Annotated in this window: 19 protein-coding genes and 1 pseudogene; 8 read left to right on the top strand and 12 right to left on the bottom strand. The window is 53.9% G+C overall.

Going from position 1 to position 18,703, the window contains the following annotated elements:
* The first annotated feature begins 180 nt into the window (after positions 1–180).
* The 4 genes from VOI14_RS14780 to VOI14_RS14765 all read left to right on the top strand — a co-directional run bounded on the left by VOI14_RS14780 (position 181) and on the right by VOI14_RS14765 (position 1,681).
* The gene (locus VOI14_RS14780; RefSeq protein ID WP_058341996.1) at positions 181–387 is read left to right on the top strand and encodes a cold-shock protein; all 207 of its coding nucleotides are present in this window, start codon (positions 181–183) and stop codon (positions 385–387) included.
* A gap of 278 nt (positions 388–665) precedes the next feature.
* On the top strand, positions 666–1,277 hold the full coding sequence (locus VOI14_RS14775; protein WP_323752811.1) for a Yip1 family protein: 612 nt from the start codon (positions 666–668) through the stop codon (positions 1,275–1,277).
* Between the two features lie 112 nt (positions 1,278–1,389).
* On the top strand, positions 1,390–1,536 hold the full coding sequence (locus tag VOI14_RS14770) for a hypothetical protein (RefSeq protein WP_323752810.1): 147 nt from the start codon (positions 1,390–1,392) through the stop codon (positions 1,534–1,536).
* 52 nt (positions 1,537–1,588) lie between these two features.
* Positions 1,589–1,681 carry a hypothetical protein gene (locus tag VOI14_RS14765; protein WP_323752809.1) on the top strand — a complete coding sequence of 31 codons (93 nt, stop codon included), beginning with the start codon at positions 1,589–1,591 and terminating at the stop codon, positions 1,679–1,681.
* 52 nt (positions 1,682–1,733) lie between these two features.
* Here the strand turns inward: VOI14_RS14765 and VOI14_RS14760 are convergent, their stop codons facing one another.
* The 9 genes and pseudogenes from VOI14_RS14760 to VOI14_RS14720 all read right to left on the bottom strand — a co-directional run bounded on the left by VOI14_RS14760 (position 1,734) and on the right by VOI14_RS14720 (position 10,054).
* The gene (locus VOI14_RS14760; protein WP_323752808.1) at positions 1,734–2,435 is read right to left on the bottom strand and encodes a 16S rRNA pseudouridine(516) synthase; all 702 of its coding nucleotides are present in this window, start codon (positions 2,433–2,435) and stop codon (positions 1,734–1,736) included.
* Positions 2,435–3,463 carry a metal-dependent hydrolase gene (locus VOI14_RS14755; RefSeq protein ID WP_323752807.1) on the bottom strand — a complete coding sequence of 343 codons (1,029 nt, stop codon included), beginning with the start codon at positions 3,461–3,463 and terminating at the stop codon, positions 2,435–2,437. Before VOI14_RS14755 ends, VOI14_RS14760 begins: the two co-directional genes overlap by 1 nt.
* 122 nt (positions 3,464–3,585) lie before the next feature.
* Positions 3,586–3,669 (bottom strand): annotated as a pseudogene (locus VOI14_RS15650) (PEP-CTERM sorting domain-containing protein); the annotation flags it as partial.
* Between the two features lie 758 nt (positions 3,670–4,427).
* A complete protein-coding gene (locus VOI14_RS14745) occupies positions 4,428–5,663 on the bottom strand; it encodes a lytic murein transglycosylase (RefSeq protein WP_416361437.1) in 1,236 nt (411 codons plus the stop codon).
* 166 nt (positions 5,664–5,829) lie between these two features.
* Entirely contained in the window at positions 5,830–7,149 is a 1,320-nt protein-coding gene (gene phoR / locus VOI14_RS14740; RefSeq protein ID WP_323752804.1) for a phosphate regulon sensor histidine kinase PhoR, read from the bottom strand.
* A gap of 50 nt (positions 7,150–7,199) precedes the next feature.
* Complete coding sequence (phoB, locus tag VOI14_RS14735; protein ID WP_323752803.1) at positions 7,200–7,892, bottom strand: phosphate regulon transcriptional regulator PhoB; 693 nt, start codon at positions 7,890–7,892, stop codon at positions 7,200–7,202.
* A gap of 105 nt (positions 7,893–7,997) precedes the next feature.
* Complete coding sequence (ubiA, locus tag VOI14_RS14730; RefSeq protein ID WP_416361436.1) at positions 7,998–8,882, bottom strand: 4-hydroxybenzoate octaprenyltransferase; 885 nt, start codon at positions 8,880–8,882, stop codon at positions 7,998–8,000.
* Positions 8,883–8,949: 67 nt separating this feature from the next.
* Positions 8,950–9,516 (bottom strand): chorismate--pyruvate lyase family protein, encoded by a 567-nt coding sequence (locus VOI14_RS14725; RefSeq protein ID WP_323752801.1) that lies wholly within the window; start codon positions 9,514–9,516, stop codon positions 8,950–8,952.
* Positions 9,497–10,054: a hypoxanthine-guanine phosphoribosyltransferase gene (locus VOI14_RS14720; protein WP_323752800.1), complete on the bottom strand. Its 558-nt coding sequence runs from the start codon at positions 10,052–10,054 to the stop codon at positions 9,497–9,499. Before VOI14_RS14720 ends, VOI14_RS14725 begins: the two co-directional genes overlap by 20 nt.
* A 273-nt stretch (positions 10,055–10,327) precedes the next feature.
* Between VOI14_RS14720 and VOI14_RS14715 the strand changes: the two genes are divergently transcribed.
* From VOI14_RS14715 to tesB, 3 genes are all read left to right on the top strand, one after another.
* Positions 10,328–10,495, top strand: a complete 168-nt coding sequence (locus tag VOI14_RS14715) for a rubredoxin (RefSeq protein ID WP_114335399.1) — start codon at positions 10,328–10,330, stop codon at positions 10,493–10,495.
* Positions 10,496–10,511: 16 nt separating this feature from the next.
* Complete coding sequence (locus VOI14_RS14710) at positions 10,512–11,669, top strand: FAD-dependent oxidoreductase (RefSeq protein ID WP_323752799.1); 1,158 nt, start codon at positions 10,512–10,514, stop codon at positions 11,667–11,669.
* 144 nt (positions 11,670–11,813) lie between these two features.
* A complete protein-coding gene (tesB, locus tag VOI14_RS14705; protein ID WP_323752798.1) occupies positions 11,814–12,674 on the top strand; it encodes an acyl-CoA thioesterase II in 861 nt (286 codons plus the stop codon).
* Here the strand turns inward: tesB and VOI14_RS14700 are convergent.
* The 3 genes from VOI14_RS14700 to VOI14_RS14690 form a co-directional block, all read right to left on the bottom strand.
* A complete protein-coding gene (locus VOI14_RS14700) occupies positions 12,641–15,196 on the bottom strand; it encodes an EAL domain-containing protein (RefSeq protein ID WP_323752797.1) in 2,556 nt (851 codons plus the stop codon). The genes tesB and VOI14_RS14700 overlap by 34 nt on opposite strands.
* A gap of 110 nt (positions 15,197–15,306) precedes the next feature.
* Positions 15,307–15,753, bottom strand: coding sequence for a flavodoxin (locus tag VOI14_RS14695; RefSeq protein WP_323752796.1), 447 nt, complete (start codon positions 15,751–15,753; stop codon positions 15,307–15,309).
* A 68-nt stretch (positions 15,754–15,821) separates the two neighbouring features.
* The gene (locus tag VOI14_RS14690; RefSeq protein ID WP_323752795.1) at positions 15,822–16,919 is read right to left on the bottom strand and encodes a diguanylate cyclase; all 1,098 of its coding nucleotides are present in this window, start codon (positions 16,917–16,919) and stop codon (positions 15,822–15,824) included.
* A 187-nt stretch (positions 16,920–17,106) separates the two neighbouring features.
* Between VOI14_RS14690 and VOI14_RS14685 the strand changes: the two genes are divergently transcribed.
* Positions 17,107–18,672: an inorganic phosphate transporter gene (locus VOI14_RS14685; RefSeq protein WP_323752794.1), complete on the top strand. Its 1,566-nt coding sequence runs from the start codon at positions 17,107–17,109 to the stop codon at positions 18,670–18,672.
* Positions 18,673–18,703: the final 31 nt, after the last annotated feature.

Raw genomic sequence — 18,703 nt, 5'->3', positions numbered from 1 at the left:
GAGTAGAGTGTTTACTGAAGGAAAGATTAGCAAAGCAGTTCATGAATAAGACGTACCTCCGCAGTTAGTAGTGCCGTCCTGTTTTTGATCCCGCGAGTTCAGTTTTTCCGTATACACGCTGACCAGCACCAGAATGGTGTGTGGCAGCAGATAAAATGATTGATTTCAGGAAGTTTACGTATGTCTACTGTTACCGGTACTGTTAAGTTCTTCAACGAAGCTAAAGGTTTTGGTTTTATCACTCGTGAAGGCGGCCCGGACGTATTTGTTCACTACAGCGCGATCCAAGGCTCTGGTTTCAAGACCCTGGCCGAGGGTCAGCAGGTTGAGTTCACCGTAACTCAGGGCCAGAAAGGTCCTCAGGCGGAGAACGTTGTTCCTCTCTAATCTGTGAAGATTCAGGACAACATGAAAAAGGCAGCTTCGGCTGCCTTTTTGCGTTTCTGAAGCAGTTTAAATGTACACGTATGCGGTGATTGAAAGCGGTGGCGTGCGCTGCAAGAACCAAATGATCTGACTGCGCCGGGCTATGAACAAAATAGAATCAAACGATTCGGTGGTGCCCGTTGTTCTTGACTATAGTTAAAGCTACAAACGGCAGAAAATCTGAACAGTTCAGGTGCCGTGTGTCCCGATACTAACAACAGTAAAATGCGGGGTAGTCTATGCTACTGTCTCATGCGTTCGGTCTCTTTACCCATCCCGGCCAAGAATGGGCATCGATACGTAAAGAACATGAAAGTCCGATGAAACTCTATGTGGCCTATGTGCTGGCGCTAGCAGCCATTGCGCCAATCTGTGCCTATATTTCCACTGCCCACTTTGGCTGGACGGTCGGTAATGAGCGGTTGATCAAGTTAACCGAAATCAGTGCGATACAGCTAAGTGTCCTGACCTACGCCGCCATGCTCGTAGGTGTGTTCGCGCTTGGTTATGCCATTAACTGGATGGCTAAAACCTACGGTGGTAAAGAAGAGCACGTTCCTTCCAATGGTATGGCTCTGGCTGCCTATTCTTGTACACCCATGTTCCTTGCAGGCTTTGCCCTGCTGTACCCGGTTCCATGGTTTAACGCGTTTGTTTTCTTGGTTGCGGCCGCTTACAGTGCTTGGTTAATGTACGATGGCCTGCCGATTGTTATGGGCATCGATAAAGACAGAGCCGTCATGTATGGCGGAGCATTGTTAACGGTTGCCTTGGTGATACTGGTATCAACTCGCGTCGGCTCTGTCATCATATGGAACTTGGGCGTGGGTCCGGTCTTCATCAGCGGTTGATCGCGTGTCATTTAATGTGCGGCACTTCTAAGGATGAAAGTGCTGGCTTGGGTTGGGGTCGGAATCGTTATAGGATGACGACCCTAGGCCCAATTTTGAAAGGAATCAGTGGATGAGTAAGGCCATTGTGCTTTTGGGTGATCTGGGTCTGGATCACGCCGGCTTCCCACCTACTCCCGTTATTGCAGGTTCTCCGGATGTCTTGGTCGACGGCAAGCCCGTTGCCCGGTTAGGGGGACCCGTTAGCGCCTCACGATAAACCCAAACACCCTTCACACCCCCGGGCCATAGCGGCTGGTTCAGCGACTGTAATGATCAATGGGCAACCGGCAGCCATCACCGGCAGTGCAGTATCCTGTGGTGGTGTCACCATTGGCAGCGGCACCGTCATTGTTGGTGGCTGATGGCGTCAGAAAACCTCGCAGCTCCGCAGTATGAGCGCACCGACGAGGCCGGTTAAGTCGGACCAAAGATAGAGCGGATTTCGTCTTCTGTAAGTTCCCGGTATTCGCCAGGCGCTAATGCCGGGTCCAGAGTGATCGCTCCGATTCGCAAACGGTGCAGCCCCGCCACATGATTGCCAACCGCAGCCAGCATGCGCTTTACCTGATGATAGCGGCCTTCGTTGATCGTTAGCTCAATCGTTGTTTCCGCACAAATGGCCACGGTAGCCGGAAGGGTGGGTTTGTCTTCGTCTTTCAGCACAACGCCGGTTTCCAGCTTCACTTTAGCCTCGGTCGAAAGGGGCTCGACCAATTGAATCTGATAGGTTTTCGGGCAATCGCGCCGGGGCGAGGTGACTTGGTGTGACCACTGGCCATTGCTGGTCAGCAGTAACAGGCCGGTGGTGTCTTTATCCAGTCGGCCAGCAATGTGGACCTTCGAGGCCAGTTGCGAAGGCAGCAGATCAACGGCTGTGGGTTGGCTGCTGTCTGTGGTAGCGCTGATGACGCCATCTGGCTTGTTCATCATCAAGTAGATGTCGCCGGGCAGATGAAGCTGGGAACCATCAAGTTCGACGAGTGTGTTGTCGGCAACCTGCATGTTCGCCGATCGGGCGGGCACGCAATCTACTCGCACTCGACCTTTGGTGATGACCTTCTTTGCGTCTTTGCGTGAGAGCTCAGTGCTGGTGGCAAGGTATTGATCGAGCCGCATTAACAGGTGCCCCCTTCCAGAGGGGCACTGAGCGTGCGAAGGCACAGGGCCGGTGTTTTTCCGGTCAGTCGAGACCAGAGCAAGGGCAGCGCCTGCGGGTTCATGGCTGGGCGCGGAAGTTGCCCACTGGGAAGCGCGGTCACATCGGCGCCCTGTACCTCGGCCAATGCGAACGTGAACGGGTGTGCGCCGGGTATGCCCAAGCGTATATCAGTCGCGGTTATTTGTTGGCGGTTGAGCTCATAATGAAGGAAACCGTTAGTGAACCATTCCAGTCGCTGGGCTTCCGGGAGGTGAGCAACCGAAAGGGCTAGCTCAGGGTTGCGAGGGAAGTGTTCCAGCGTTAGTTGATGATCCCCATCAAAAAAGCCGGTCACGATTTCCACTCGGACGTCATCGCTGATGGCCGTTGCCCGCCACAACAATGTATTGAACGGCATGGGTTGCACCATCAGGACGGGGTCTTCCAGGCCAGAACCCGCTACCGCGGGTTTGATCCGCTCCGTGATCAAGTGTTGAGCGGTTACGCTCCAGCCCAAATACAGTGATGACAAGAGCAAACCCAGCGCGAGGGCTTTCGTTGCAGGAGGGCGAATTAGAAATACCAGACAACCGATCAACAAGGGCAGCGTGTAGAGCGGATCGATGATAAAGATGCTGTTGATGGCAAGCGGTCTGCCGAAGGGCCAGAAAAGTTGGGTTCCGTATGTGGTAAAGGTGTCGAGCAACGGGTGTGTAAGCAGCACCATTCCGACCAATGTTAACCAGCGTCGGTAAGACAGCGTTGGTTGCCAACGAGACAGTCCCCAGGCAATCAGCAGGGACAGAGGTGCCAAGATGAACAACGAATGGCTGAAGCCCCGGTGTTGGGTAAAGTTGGCAACGGCGGTGCCGTAGTCAATCACCACATCCAAGTCGGGCAGAGTGCCCAGAACTGCGCCGGTTAGTATGGCTGAGCGGCCAAGCGTCTTGCCTGCAACAGCACCTGCAATAGAGGCACCTAAGGCTATTTGAGTGATTGAATCCATGAGTTCCGGATAATATCGTTGCTGGAGATGCCGATATTATGCGCGGATTCTGTCGTTAGTTCACGGGGAAGGGGCGAAAACACTGGTGGCACTGAATGCCACCAGTGGGTCAGCCGGTGTGATCAGGCTTTCTTACGGCGTGTCATGCCGAGGCCGGCGAGACCCAGGCCGAAGAGGGCCAAGGTACCGGGTTCTGGAACAGATGCGACAACATTTTTAGCCGTGATTGTCGCTTTAACGGTTTGGGCTAAGGTGCAGCCTTTGCCCGCGCACGAGTCGTCAACGGTGGCGAACTCAATGCCGAAAACTGATCCATCACCTAAGGTAATGTCACTGGGTTGCCCACCAAGATCAAAGGTCAGACCGCCAACGCCACCAAAGCCAAAGACCCAGCCCCAGAGTGCTCCACCGAGTCCGGTACCGTTGGCATCAACCGCATCGGGTGCGGAAAATGCCAGTGTTGCGTTGACCACTCCGCCGATGCCTCCCCAGCCTGACGTAGGTCCATGAAGGACAGCGTCAAAAAAATCAAAAGTATAGCTGTCGCCGGCAGCTAAACTGAATATCTGATTATCCAGATTGGCATCAAGCGTCAGATTTACATTACACCCTGAACAGAGTGAAAGGCCGCTTTCATCTACTGACGAGTTAGGCCCGTCGACGTCAAAATTCAGTGTCGGTATCGCAAAACTATTCGCGCTAAAGGTTACAGCTACGGCAACGATAGCGCTGCAAAGCAATCGATTTATCATGGCTAATTCCTCCTTGTCGCCCGTTTGCCTCGTTCGTTGTGGCTAGGGGCTTTCCCATTCCTCAAATGCAAAAGGAAGGCTGGTTACGTTGTAGTGCATGGAGGAATTAGCAACAGCTGTGCCGAGCCAGATAACTTTATGATTACCTTGCTTTAGTCGATTTTATGGGTCGTTAAAATCTTAGAGGGTGTAATGTATGCTGACAGTCACACTCAGCTTTTGGTCTCTATATCGAGCTTTTGGAGCAACTGCCCTGAGGGGAAACCATCTGCAATCATGCCTTCCGACTTTTGGAAAGCCCGAATGGCTTTGCGGGTGTTGGAACCAAGAATGCCGTCGGCTTTGCCGCTGGGGTAGCCTTTTTCGCTCAGGGTTTCCTGAAGCTGGATAACCTGATCCCGAGACAAGGCCGGTTGATCCTCTGGCGGTGGGTTCTTCAGTCCGCCGGCGCCGGCAATGCGATCGGCCAATTGGCCTACGGCAATGGCGTAAAATTCTGAGCGGTTCCAGCCCATGATCACCCGGAAGTTGCTGTACGCCATAAAGGCGGGCCCTTGATGACCAGCCGGGACGACCAGTGCGGCTTCGATAGGTTCGTCGGCAAGCTCGTTGCCGTAGACGTCAGTGATGCCAAGGTTGTTCCACTTGCTCAGAGGCAGACGGCGACCGTCCGCCAGGTTGAAATCAAAGTTGCGTGGCATCAATACTTCGCGGCCCCAGCGATAATCGCCGTCCCAGCCCATGGACTGCAGGAAACGGCCAGCGGACATCATGGCATCCGGCAAACTGTTCCACAGATCTCTTCGACCGTCTCCATCCGCATCAACGGCGTGTTTCAGAAATACGGTCGGCATGAATTGCACGTGACCCATGGCGCCGGCCCAGGAACCTTCCATCTGCTCAAGGGGAATGGCGCCTTCGTCGATGATCTGTAACGCTGCAACAAACTGTTTGGTGAAAAACGTGGTACGCCGAGGGTCGCAGGCCAATGTGGCCAGTGCACTGGGCACCTGCATTTTTCCGAAATAACTGCCGAAGTTGGTTTCCAAGCCCCAAAATGCCAGGAGATAGGGCGCTGGCACCCCGGTTTCTTGCGTTACTCGAGCAAGCAGCTCGTGATGCTGTTCAAGCAGCTCCCGACCTTTGGTAATGCGGGCTTCGTTGACCCTGCGATTGAAATAGTCTGCAAAGGTCGTCGTGAACTCGGGCTGGCGGCGATCCAGTTCAATGACACGCTCCAGATATTCAACTTCTGCCAGCACCGACGTTGCTGTACTTTCGCTTACGCCCGCCTGCACGGCCTTATTATGCAGCGTGTCTTTGCACTCAGCGAAGGCGCTTTCCGTGATTGCCGGCTCGCCCACTGGAGCTGTTTCTGCCTGTGTTGTAAGCGACAGAGCAGAGAAGGTTAGGGCGGTTATTGCACGTCTTAATGTCGTCCGTGTCATGAGTTGAGCCACAGTGAACCTCGTAAGCCTTAAAAAATAAATAGGAACGGCCATGGTAGCGTGTTTTCCAAATAAGGAAACATCGCCGCAATGTTGTACAGGTGACAATTGTTTAATGGGGTGTTGTCGCGTCCCGGTTTGCCGCTCGGTTTCGTTTGGGCGTTGTTTAAAGTACCGAGGTCTCCGGGGCGCTTTCAGCCAGGCGTTCTTTGGGGAAGTGACAGATAAATTCGCTGCCTTCGCCGATGTTGCTGTGGATTTCCAGATGACCGTCGTGGTTGATCAGAACATGCTTGACGATGGCCAGCCCGAGGCCCGTGCCGCCGGTGTCCTGATGTCGGCTTGGGTCGGCCCGGTAAAAGCGCTCCGTTAGCCTGGGGATATGGGCAGGGTCTATCCCGATGCCGGTGTCTTTAACCGATAGGTGCGCGCCGTCCCTGTTGGTGCTCCAGACCACGGATATCTGCCCGCCGGCCGGGGTGTATTTCACCGCGTTGAACACAAGGTTGGAAAAAGCACTGCGGAGTTGTTTGTGATCTCCCCTCATCAGGGGCTGGCCAGTGACGGTGATATCAATATGATGGCCCTTGTCACCGCTGAGTGCTCTGGCATCGTTGCCGATCTGCCCGATCATCGTCTCTATGTCTGTGGGTTCCTGGTCTGCGCTGTGTTCACCGGTTTCAATCATGGATAGCAAGATCAGGTCCGTAATCAATGCTTCCATTCGGGACGATTGGGTCGCCATGGTTTGGATGGCTCTGCGCCACTTAGCAGGCAGCTGATCACCGTGATCGACCATGGTTTCAAGATACCCGCTGATGACGGTGAGCGGGGTGCGCATTTCATGCGAGACGTTGCCAATAAAATCGCGGCGCATCTGTTCAAGCTGGTGCAGGCGGGTGACATCCTTGACCACGAGCAGGCGGTCATCGTCGCCGAACTGGTTGATCTGAAATTCCAGTTGAATATGCGGCTTGGCTGGAGAGTTCAGTTCGAGAGGCTCGGCGTAATCCCGGGTCTCAAAATAGGCTTTGAACGCTGGAGAACGAATCAGATTCTGTATGTACTGACCTTTGTCAGTGCTGCGCCGGAAGCCTAGCAGGTATTCGGCGGCATCATTCCACCATTCCATCTCGCCCTTGGTGTTGGTCATGATCACACCTTCGCGCATGGAGTTGGTAGAGTCTTGTACGCGGTTGATGCGCGAGCGCAGGGTGTCTTGTTTGCTCAGATGGCCCTGATGAAGTTTGTGGAGACTGTCAAAAATACTCCCCCACATGCCGACGCTTTGGGGTGGCTCACCAGAAGCGCTGGGATTGCCCAGCCACTGGTGAAGGCGTCGGGCCTGCAACAGAGTCCACCATAAATAGAGCGTCATCCCTCCAAGCAGGCCGTAAAGGGGGGCGCCAAAGTACCAGCCAACTAGGGTAGTGCCGCCGATGCCCGCCAAAATCAGACGCAAATATCGGGACCAGTTATATTGCATCAATACCTGCCTGATAATGGTGGTTCTAATGAGTGGGAATACCGCACGTTTCAGGCCGCTTTAGTTGAAAATCGGTAGCCTGCGCCGCGAACGGTTTGAACCAGATGGTCGTAATCAGAACCGAGCGCCTTGCGTAACCGTCGGATGTGAACATCAACGGTGCGCTCTTCAACATAGACGTTACCACCCCAGACCTGATCCAACAGTTGTGTGCGGGTGTAGACTCGCTCCTGATGCGTCATAAAAAACTGGAGTAAGCGGTATTCTGTTGGTCCGATGTTGAGATGTCCAGTTGGCGTAGAAACGCGGTGACTGACGGGGTCCAGTATAAGACCATCGACATCAATCGGGCTATCTACTCCGGCGGGTGTCGCTCTGCGCAAGACCGCCTTAAGACGAGCAACCAGTTCTCTAGGGCTGAAGGGTTTGGTGATGTAATCGTCAGCACCGACCTCCAGTCCCTGAATTTTATTATCTTCTTCGACCTTAGCTGTGAGCATGATGATCGGAATGTCGGCGGTGGCCTCGTCCTTTTTCAAACGTCGGGCCAGTTCCACCCCGCTGGTGCCGGGCAGCATCCAATCCAGCAGAATAAGGTCGGGCTGTTTATCGACAATCAGAGTGTGGGCTTCAAGGGCGTCGGCGGCCTCTAAACAATTGTAGTCGGCCATTTCCAGTGCTACAGCAATCATTTCGCGGATCGATGCTTCGTCGTCAACAATCAGCACAGTTTTTCCAGTCATGAGCTTCAACCTGTATCAAGCAGAGGGGTCCATTTGTCACTCCCAGTATTGTTACCGACCTATTACAACGCGCTTTCGTTACAAGTTTATGACAGGCACAGCTGGTTACAGAGCCAAATCCAGAATCAAACCGACAAACACTGCAAGCCCGGCCCAGTTGTTGTTCAAGAACGCTTTGAAACAACCGTCCCGGTCGCGATCTTTTGCCAGATACTGTTGGTACACAAACAAACTTGCCATGACCGTCAGGCCTAAATAATAGAAGCTGCCGAGCTCCGCCTGACCACCAATCAGAATTAACACTAAAATCACCAGCGTTTGGAGGATCGCAAGAATTGCGCGATCGGCATCACCAAACAGGACAGCGGTGGATTTGATGCCCACTTTTAGATCGTCATCGCGATCCACCATGGCGTAAAACGTATCGTAGGCCACCGTCCAAAGCACATTTGCGGTGAATAGAAGCCACGTCAGCTGGCTGAGTTCATTCGCTTCGGCGGCCCAAGCCATCGGGATCGCCCAGCTGAAGGCCGCACCTAAAAAGAGCTGAGGTAGATGGGTGTAACGTTTCATGAACGGATAGATGAAGGCCAGCACGGCGCCGCCGAACGACAGATACAATGTCAGGGTGTTGGTGAAGAGTACGACCATCAAGAACGAGACCAGGCACAGGCCGCCAAACAGAGCGATGGCTTCCCAGGCGTGAATACGGCCGGTGGTGAGCGGGCGGTCTTGGGTGCGCTCGACGTGCCGGTCCCATTCCCGGTCCGCGAAGTCGTTAATGGCGCAGCCAGCGGCGCGCATCATGAACACACCTAGCGTGAAAACAAGGATGTTAGCCGTGGACGGGGTGCCATTGCCCGCCAGCCAAAGAGCCCAGTAAGTCGGCCACAACAACAGCAGAGTGCCAATCGGACGATCAATACGGAGCAGTTTCGCGTAGTCGGTTAAACGTGCCTGGACATGCTCGGGCAAAGCGTTCTGCAACATAGTGGTTATCATCCGTTCATCGGCCGAAGGGTTGGAGGCCTGATTATAGTCGCCAGTGCGGTTCCGATTAAAGCGGGCCTTCTGCCGGATACAGTGCGGGCAAGAGGAATTCGCAGACCATGAGGGCCGTTTGGCCTCGTTGGAAGAGCGATCGGCGGGCCAGCTGTGGTTGTCCGGTGCGTTCAGATTGGCACAGTCCGGTCTCCAGTGGGCCACGGACCCACTCCGGACTGCTGAACAGATACGCGCCCAAGGGCTTGTTGCCAAGGTTCAAGAGGCGTCGGCCACGCCCTTCAAGGCAGCTCAGAGGTATGATTGTGCGTGCCAGCACCCAGGGCTGGCCATCACCACAGAGGCGGACTTCCCGAATCCAGGCCAATTGCCGGCGGGGAATGGATAGGCGTCTCGCTTCCTCGTCAGACGGTTCGGAAAAACCTTCTCTAACTACTTCGACGTGGAAGCTTGAGTGGCATTTTTGCTGCAAGGCTTTGGTAAAGGAGCCTTCAACCTGCAGCCAGTGGCGAGCCGGGCCATGAACCTCAGGGTTATGGAGCCCGGCTGCCGCCAGCGAACGGTACCAATGGGTAGGGGGTATGGTTAGCCCGGAATCTGAATCAAAGTCCTTTGACAGCATAAATACCGGGGGCGTTACGCCAGTACCCTTTGTAGTCCATGCCGAAGCCAAACAGGAAGCGATCTTCGACCGAGAGGCCGGTAAAGTCGGCCTTCAGATCTGGTTTGGCTTTACGGTTGTGCTCTTTATCGACCAGTACCGCGGTCAACACTTCGCTGGCTCCGTGCGCTCGGCAGTAATCTGCAATGGCGCACAGGGTGGTGCCTTCGTCCAGAATGTCGTCAACAATCAGCACGGTGCGGCCTTTCATGTCGGCTTCCGGCTGCAGTTTCCATTCCAGAATGCCCCCGGTGGTTTCCTGGCGGTAACGAGTGGCGTGCAGATACTCGGCCTGAACAGGGAAATTAAGCCTTGGCAGCAATTGGCCAGTCAGGATAAGGCCACCATTCATGACACAAAACAACAGCGGGTTGCTGTCTTTCAGGCGATCACTAATGTCTCTCGCCATGTTGTCGATAGCTGCATTGACTTGTTGGTCATTAACCAGACAGTCGGCTTCAGCCATGACTTGGTTCATTTCGGCGACGGTATCGGTCATAACGGTCGGTCCTGTCTCAAAACGGCAGATTATACCGAACCGAGACGCCCGAAGGGAGAGCGGATAGCGTGATCGTTGTGTGTAATTACTGCTATTGGCCGATAAAGTGGCGGAGCGTGTCGAATCCGGCATTGGTCAGGGTCAGTGACGCGGTTATTATGACGGCTGATTATGGGCTGAAACAGTGTTGCGAAGTCCCCACTCTTGATATTTTGATTGATTGATGTATTGTCGGACAGATTTTAATCCGGTGATTTCGTGAAAGGAGCGAGTATGAAAAAGTGGCAGTGTGTAGTTTGTGGTCTGATATACGATGAAGCAGAAGGGTGGCCGGAAGATGGTATAGAGCCAGGAACCCTGTGGGAAGACGTGCCAGACGATTGGGAATGCCCCGACTGCGGCGTGGGTAAGGAAGACTTCGAGATGATCGAAATCAGCTAACAGACGGAGCAGAACCATGTCACACCAAGCGCCCATCGTCATTGTCGGAACCGGATTAGCCGGATATTCGCTGGTGAAAGAGCTGCGCAAGCTCGATAAAGAAACGCCGGTCATTATGATCACCGCCGATGACGGCGTGAGTTACTCCAAACCGATGCTCTCGACAGGTTTCACGAAAGGCAAAGATGCTGATGGTCTGGCTCAGGCTGAAACCGCGGCCATGTCAGAGCAATTGAACGTAGCCGTGCGCACGTTCAGCACCGTGACGGGTATCGATACCGCGAGTCACGAGCTGATCCTGGGTGACGAACGTTTGGGGTATAGCAAGTTGGTTCTGGCTTGGGGCGCTGACGTTGTTCGTCTTGGCATTCAAGGTGATGGCCAGGAACATATTTATTCCATCAACGATCTTGTTGACTACCGCGCGTTTCGAAAAGCGCTGCACGGTGGTAAGCGTGTGGCCATCATGGGTGCCGGCCTGATTGGTTGTGAATTTGCAAACGACCTTCGCAATGGCGGATACGAAGTCGATGTGATCGCTCCTGATGCCGAGGTGATGCCCAGTTTGCTACCCGCGGCGGCCGCCAGAGCGGTTAAGCACGAATTGACTGAATTGGGTGCGCGTTTTCATTTGGGCACAGTAGTTGAGCGTGTTGATCGCCAGGAGCAGGGCGTTCGCCTGACGCTCGGCAACGGTGACCAGCTGGATGCCGATTTGGTTGTCTCGGCCGTAGGCCTGCGCCCCAGAATCGAATTAGCGCAAGCGGCAGGCTTGGAGGTCGGGCGGGGTATCACGGTTAATCGTGCGCTTGAAACGTCCGCACCGGATGTGTTCGCGCTGGGCGACTGCGCGGAGGTGGACGGTCAGGTATTGTTGTATGTTCTGCCGTTGATGGCCAGTGCGCGGGCGTTGGCGAAAAGTTTGCTGGGTCAGCGTACAGAAGTTCGCTATGGAACCATGCCTATCATGATCAAAACGCCGTGTTGCCCAACGGCCGTGTGCCCACCGCCTAAAGACGCGGAAGGTGAATGGCAGGTGGAACAAGACGGTTCTGATGTGAAAGCGCTGTTCAATGGCCCTTCTGGTGACATTCTCGGTTTTGCCGTGACAGGCCGTTTTGCTGTTGAAAAACAGGCTTTGGTGAAGCAAGTTCCGCCAATTCATCAGGAATAAAGGGCGTGGTTGCCAAGGTGCGAGTGCATGACTGGAAAGTTTCTTTTTCCGATTAGCATTGCGTAAAGCCTGCGCCTGAGGTAGAAAACTATTCGTAAGCTAAGGAGCTACGAAAAGCTCTCGGATGATGCGACAGGAGCGGGCATGCTGGAAGTAACCAAGAAACTGGTGGAGTTACTGGATTTATCGCCGATCGGGGATGACCATTTCCAAGGCGATAGTGAAGACTTGGGGTTTCCCCATGTCTTTGGCGGACAGGTATTGGGGCAAGCACTAATGGCTGCGAGTCGAACCGTTGAGGATCGCTTGTGCCATTCCTTGCATGCTTATTTCCTGCGCCCCGGTAACCACCGTATGCCCATCGACTACGAAGTGCAGCGGGTCCGGGATGGCGGCTCTTTTGCTGTGCGTCGGGTCATTGCCCGTCAGGACGGCAAAGAAATTCTGACCGGTTCCATGTCTTTTCAGGTCGCTGAAGAAGGCCTGAGCCACCAGTTCGAGATGCCTGATGCGCCGGCGCCGGAGACCCTGCGCTCCGAGCAGGATTTGGGTAAATTGATTGCGGATCGGGTTCCGGAAAAACTACGCGATAGTATGACCCGAGACCGTCCCATTGAAATTCGCCCGGTAAACCCGGGTGACCCGTTCAATCCTCAAAAACGACCTCCATACCGGCAAAGCTGGTTTCGGGCGGCCGGGCCTCTGCCGGATGACCCGGTCTTGCACCGTTGCTTGCTCACCTATGCCTCGGATTTCAGTTTTCTGGGCACCTCACTGGACCCTCACGCCCGTACGTTCATGAGCAAGAATATGCAGGTGGCCAGCCTCGATCATTCGATCTGGTTTCATCGGGACTTTCGAATGGATGACTGGTTGTTGTACGACAAAGACAGCCCGAGTTCATCGGCTGGACGCGGCTTTAACCGAGGTAACTTCTATACGCAGGATGGTGTTCTGGTGGCGTCGACTACTCAGGAAGCACTGATCCGTGAGCGGCAGCGCTGATCGGCGAGCCATTCGACTACTTGATCAAAAGGTAACGGCCGGTTCAGGAAATATCCCTGAATCTGGTCGCAGCCCATCTCTGACAGCAAATTGAGCGTGTCCTCATCCTCGACCCCTTCGGCAACCACGGTATAGCCCAGGCTATGGCACATGTTGATGGTCGTCTGAACAATCACCCGATCTTCTTGTCGGTCTGATAAGTCGGTGATGAGCGAGCGGTCGATCTTGATCTCACTGGCCGGTAACTGTTTGATGTAAGACAGCGATGAGTACCCTGAGCCGAAGTCGTCAATCGAGACTGGGATACCGGCTTGGCTGAGTGAGTTCAGCGCTTTCAGGGAGTTGGCTGGATCCTGCATCATCGAGGTTTCGGTGACTTCGAAAATGATTGAACCGAGGTGGGACGGGTAGTTACTCATTTGCTGGCGTACAAACAACGCAAAATCCGGCTCCCGCAAGTTATTGGGCGAGATGTTTACTGCGATACTGGCCGTGCAGCCGCGCTCGACAAGTCGCTCTCTCATCCCTATTGCCGTTGTTAGCACCCATCGTGTCAACGGTTTGATCAGGCCGCTCTGTTCGGCGACTGCAATAATTTCATCCGCAAATACGCTCTTCTCCCGGCCGGGCCAGCGCAGCAGCGCTTCGAAACCAATGATCTCACGGGTTTTCAGCGCGAGTTTGGGTTGCAAGTACAGCGTTAGCTCATCGTTGTTGATGGCATGGCGAAGTTCTGAAACGAGGGTTAGCCGATCGGCGCTGTAGGAGTCCCGCGAAGACTTATAGAACGCGATGCCTCGTTCGATTGCACGGCCTGAGCCTTCGGCAATGGCGGCCCGTCGGATCAGCGTGTTGGCATCGTTGCCGTTGTCAGGGTGCACAGCAATGCCAACGCGAGGCTGCAGGGGAACCTCCATGCCGAGAAACTCAACGGGACAGCGAATCTCCTCGAGGTTTTCGAGTAATTTTCTTTGGGCCGTTGCGGTTTGGTTGGCGTCGACGATGCAAGCGAAGGTTTGTGGATCAAAATGTGCCAGATAAAAACTGACGTGGCGGTTGATCTCGAGCAGCTGTGCGCCGGGTACGTCGCGTGCGACCGAATTGTAGTGTTTGGATGCGCGTATCAGGATCGCATCGGTATTGCGATGTCCCAGTGTCTTGGTCACTGGGTCTAGATTGTTAAGGTGCAGAAGCACAACACCGTAGCGTTTGGCTGGGTTCTTCTGAATAAGCTCATTGAGCAGCATCTCGAAGCTGCTGCGGTTGGGTAGCCCGGTAAGTGGGTAGTAGAACGCATGGTTCATTAACTTCAATTCCGCCGATCGCCGTGCTTCCAGAGCTTTGATTTCGGCATCTCTGGCACTGAGCTTATCTTGTCGCTCATGGTAGAGCCGTGAGGCCAGTGCGAGGTTCAGTAGCAAGGCTTCGAGAACCGAGCCGATCTGCATGCCATAGGCGGTGATGAAGTGATTGGGGATTAAGCCCATTTTGTTGGCAGCTGTGATGGCACTGCCCAGTGTCAGGGCTCCCCAGGCTAAGGTGTAGTAAGACGCTTGAGGGTTACCTTTGTACCATTGGATAGGCCCAAGAAGCGTCAGGAACAAACAGCTGGGGATTGCGAACGTCACACCCAGTCGGATTGCGGTGCTGTAGTCAGCAAATAAGCTGAAACCGGCCAGGCCGAGATTCAAGCCAATGATCAACATGAGAATTCGATTTAAAAACGGGCTCGATTGTTTCAATCTCAGAAAGACGGCAGAAAACATAGAGGAAAAGGCGGCCGCAAGTGGCACAACGACCGCCATGGCAACGCTTTGGATCTCTGGGCTGCGAGGCCATAGTAATTGGTAGGTGCTGCCGTTCAGGCTGGCAATCAGAATCAAGTAGCTTAAGGTTGAGAGCACGTAAAGTAAGTAGACGGATTCGCGCAGGGCCAGAAAGACAAACAAGTTAAAGCAGATGACGGTCAGCAGGATGCCATAATAACCCGCATGTAACTGTGTTTCGACGGACGCATGTTCGAAGTATTGCTGGCGATCCCATAACTTCAGGGGAATTTGCATGGCCCCCTCCGTCTGCACTCGTATCAGGATCTCGTAATGGCCATCGGATTGCAGTCGTAGCGGGAACAGAAAATGAGGGTGTTGCACCGCTCTTTCGGAGAATAACCGTTGGTCGCCAGTACTTTCGTGCTGGATCAACTTGCCGTCTTCAAAGATGTAAAAATCTATGTAATCGAGTGCGGGATAGCTGATTTCGACCATCTGGTTGGAGGCAGGCTTGGAAACCATGAATCGCAGCCAAATCTGGTCCTGAATGTAACCAAAATTGGCCGTTTTTTCAGGCAGCCGCTGCCAGCGGCCTGTCTCGAGAACTTCTGAGGCCGTAAGCGCTGTTTCCGGGGATAGGCGCACGTAATCCATGTCCGGAATGTAAGGCGAGCTCACCGCGAATGCCGGAGACGAACTCGCCAGCATGAGCAATAGGATCGCCAGATTTTGTGCGGATTTCAGTAGTTTCACGCGTTGCCGCTCATACTTATCGTTCTTGTAGTTTTGTATCGAGTATGAACTTCAGGAAGTAGTGGCTCAAGGTGGAAAGTGTAGTGATTTGATGCCTGACGGTTACTTGCTCAGATTTCTTTTACCCACTGCTTGACCCACTTTGAAGCTTCGGCTTCCGGTTCGAGGATTTCCATAGCATCGACTTTTAGCGTATCCCCCACCTTCCGAGCACTGGTTTCGTACAGAACTTCTTCCATTAGATCGCCGGCGCCGCAATAGGTATCGCCATATGAGCTGTCGCCGAGCACGATAATGCCGAATGGCCGACCTGGCTGTTGAGGTAGCTGGTCTTTAAGGTCGATATAGAACGGCAGAAGATTGGGAGGCAGCTCGCCTTGGCCGGTGGTCGAAGTGCAGACGAGAAGAGCGTCGTCATTATCGGTTATGTCCTCAAGGCTGGGGGTTTCCAGCAGGGATACGTGATGCCCTTCTAACGTCAATGTCTCTTTAACGGTCTTGGCCGTCTGCAGTGCGCCGCCGTAGACGCTGCCTGTTAGGATGCGGATTGCTGCCATGTTCTGCCTTCGCCTGAGAGTCTGGAGCTTAATGTGTGCCGAGATCATAACGGTCGTGTTGGTCGTACTCAAGCTGAAGATGTACGGGCTTTGTCCTGACTGCGAACGCGAGGTGATATCCGGTTCCTGCCGCTTTCCTTGGCCGCATACAGCTGCACATCGGCTTGTTTGAGAAGTTCGTTAATTGAAGTTGCATTTGAGATTGAGCACACACCCGCGCTGAGGGTAACCGGCACAGTGGTTCCGTTATGGATGAATGCGGTGGTTGCTATCTCGGATCTAAGGCGTTCTGCTAAGGCTAAGGCCTGAAGAAGGGTGGTGTCTGGCAATAGCAGCATGAATTCTTCGCCACCCCATCGGGCAGCAACATCGGTCTGGCGGGTGACTCCCTGAGTTACTTCAGCGAAGCGCTCAAGTACTTTGTCTCCCGCATCGTGGCCGTGGATATCGTTGACTTTTTTGAACAGGTCAAGATCGATCAGAGCAATGGAGAAGTGGTGTCCCGCTCGTTGGTAGCGTGAAAACTCGGTGTTCAATCGATTTAACATTTCTCGCCGATTGGCCAATCCAGTGAGTTCGTCCGTGCGGGCTGCATGTTCATGCGTTTTAGCGAAGCTCACCAGTTTGTTTCGTGAAGATTGGCGTGTAGCTTCCAGGACAAAACAAAAAATCGATTCGAAGGTCAGTGTGGCGAAAAAGCGAATTTTGAAGTCGTTGTTATAGTGCGCAGAGATACCTGGCAGGTCGGGAAACTGGAACACGATCATCGCGGCAAGGTAGCAAAACAGCAGAATGGCCGTGCCGGTTTTCAGGCTTGTCAGGAAGAACAGAAGCGGTGGCAATGCATAAAACCAGAGTGGGCCGGTTTTGCTTTCGCCACCTGTGGCCATTAGGTAGGCGAGTAACAACCCGACGAAGGTGAGTACGCCGGCTTTTTGAACATCCCGGTTTCCGGTGCGGGCGAACCAGAGCATATTGACGATAATGGGCAGGCTAAACAGCCAGAGTATAACCCCGTGAGTTAGGTGGCCGGAGTGCCAAGCTTTGGCGCCAATGCCGAATAGAAACAATAAAGCCATAACCGACACGCCGGTCAGCAAGCGAGAAATCTGTTGCTCTTCGTGTTCGGTCGAGAGCGCTTGGCTAAGTGTTAGATTGTTATGCATTTATGTTGTGCTTGTTGACACATTTTCTAACAGTATGCGCCAAAAGAACTCAAGAATGGAGCGTAACTTGGCTACAATGTGAAGGGTTACCGGAATCGCACTTTTGTTTCATTTTCGGGGCAAAAATCTTATAGTGCGCGCCCGATGATCTGTCAAACCCATAACGGTTAAAGAGAGCACAGCGCTTATGGCAAGTTCCAGCGGTTATCTGGATAGTCTTCTCAGCAGTCCAACCACCGAACGATATCGGGTGGGCTTAAGTTTATTGTTTCTGCTGGGTGTCTGGTTGGTGGTTGGATCGTTCAGCCATGACCTGCCCAATGGCATGCTGCTTATGGCCGCCGCAGTAATTGGTGGTTACATGGCCATCAACATTGGCGCCAACGATGTGGCCAATAATGTGGGACCTGCGGTGGGTTCTGGCGCGTTATCTTTGGGCGCGGCGGTTATTCTGGCCGCTTTGTTTGAAGCGTCAGGTGCGCTTATCGCTGGCGGTGATGTGGTTTCCACCATTAAAGGCGGCATCATCGACCCAACGTCTCTTGAAGACCCGCGTGCGTTCGTGTGGTTGATGACGGCAGCCTTGTTGGCCGGTGCTCTGTGGTTAAACCTTGCGACCTGGATGGGCGCCCCGGTGTCCACGACTCACTCTATTGTGGGCGGTGTTCTGGGGGCAGGCATTGCGGCCGGTGGTTGGCAGATTGCTGACTGGGCTGTAATGGGAAAAATCGCCGCAAGCTGGGTTATTTCTCCGGTTCTGGGCGGCCTGCTGGCGGCTCTGTTCTTGTTCGCCATCAATAAAACGGTTCTGTATCGTCAGAATCTGGTGTCGTCAGCCCGTACGTTCGTGCCATGGCTGGTGTCGATCATGGCCTGGGCGTTTACAACGTATCTGATGGTCAAAGGCGTCAAGAAAATTGTAAAGGTCGACATTGTTGATGCATCGTTAATCGGCCTGGCGGTGGCCGCCGCGGTGTTCTTTGCAATGCGAGGTCTGGTGAGTCGTCGTGCGGCTACCATGGAGAACAGTACCGAAGGTGTAAACACGCTGTTCACATGGCCTCTGATCTGTGCTGCAGCCTTGCTCAGCTTTGCGCACGGTGCCAACGACGTGGCCAACGCGATTGGCCCTCTGGCTGCGATTAACGATGCCATTCAAGCCGGTGGCGGGGTGGTCACCTCGGCTAGTATCCCGCTTTGGGTTATGTTGGTGGGGGCGTTGGGCCTTGCGGTTGGTTTGATGTTGTTTGGCCCGCGCCTGATCAAAACAGTGGGTAGCGAAATTACCGAACTGGATAAGACTCGTGCTTTCTGCATCGCGTTGTCTGCCGCGCTGACGGTTATTCTGGCGTCCCAGCTGGGGCTTCCCGTTAGCTCGACGCACATCGCGATCGGTGGCGTGTTCGGCGTTGGCTTCCTCCGGGAGTACCTGAAATCGAACTACGCGACGCAGTTGCACAAGATTATTGAGGCTCATGATCCGGCCGATCAAGAGCGCCTGAAGCCTTTCCTGGATGACTTCCGCAATGCAACGCTGGAAGAGATGGAAAGCTTGTTGAAGCGGGCGAAGAAGAAAAAGCAGCAGGTGCCGCTGTCCAAGTCTGAGCGCAAGCGCCTGAAGAAAATCTATAGAGAAGAAATGGTGAAACGGTCTCACCTGACCCGCATTGCAGCAGCATGGATTATCACCGTGCCAGCGTCTGCGTTGATGGCTGCCTTCTTGTTTTATGCGCTACGGGGCATGATGGTTTGATGTTAGGCGGGGCTGGTTAGTGCCCCGCGCT

The sequence above is a fragment of the Marinobacter sp. genome (genome assembly GCF_034669625.1).
Taxonomy (GTDB): domain Bacteria; phylum Pseudomonadota; class Gammaproteobacteria; order Pseudomonadales; family Oleiphilaceae; genus Marinobacter.
The sequence above is the reverse complement of the archived record's forward strand: the minus strand, read 5'-3'. Positions and strand labels throughout refer to the sequence as shown.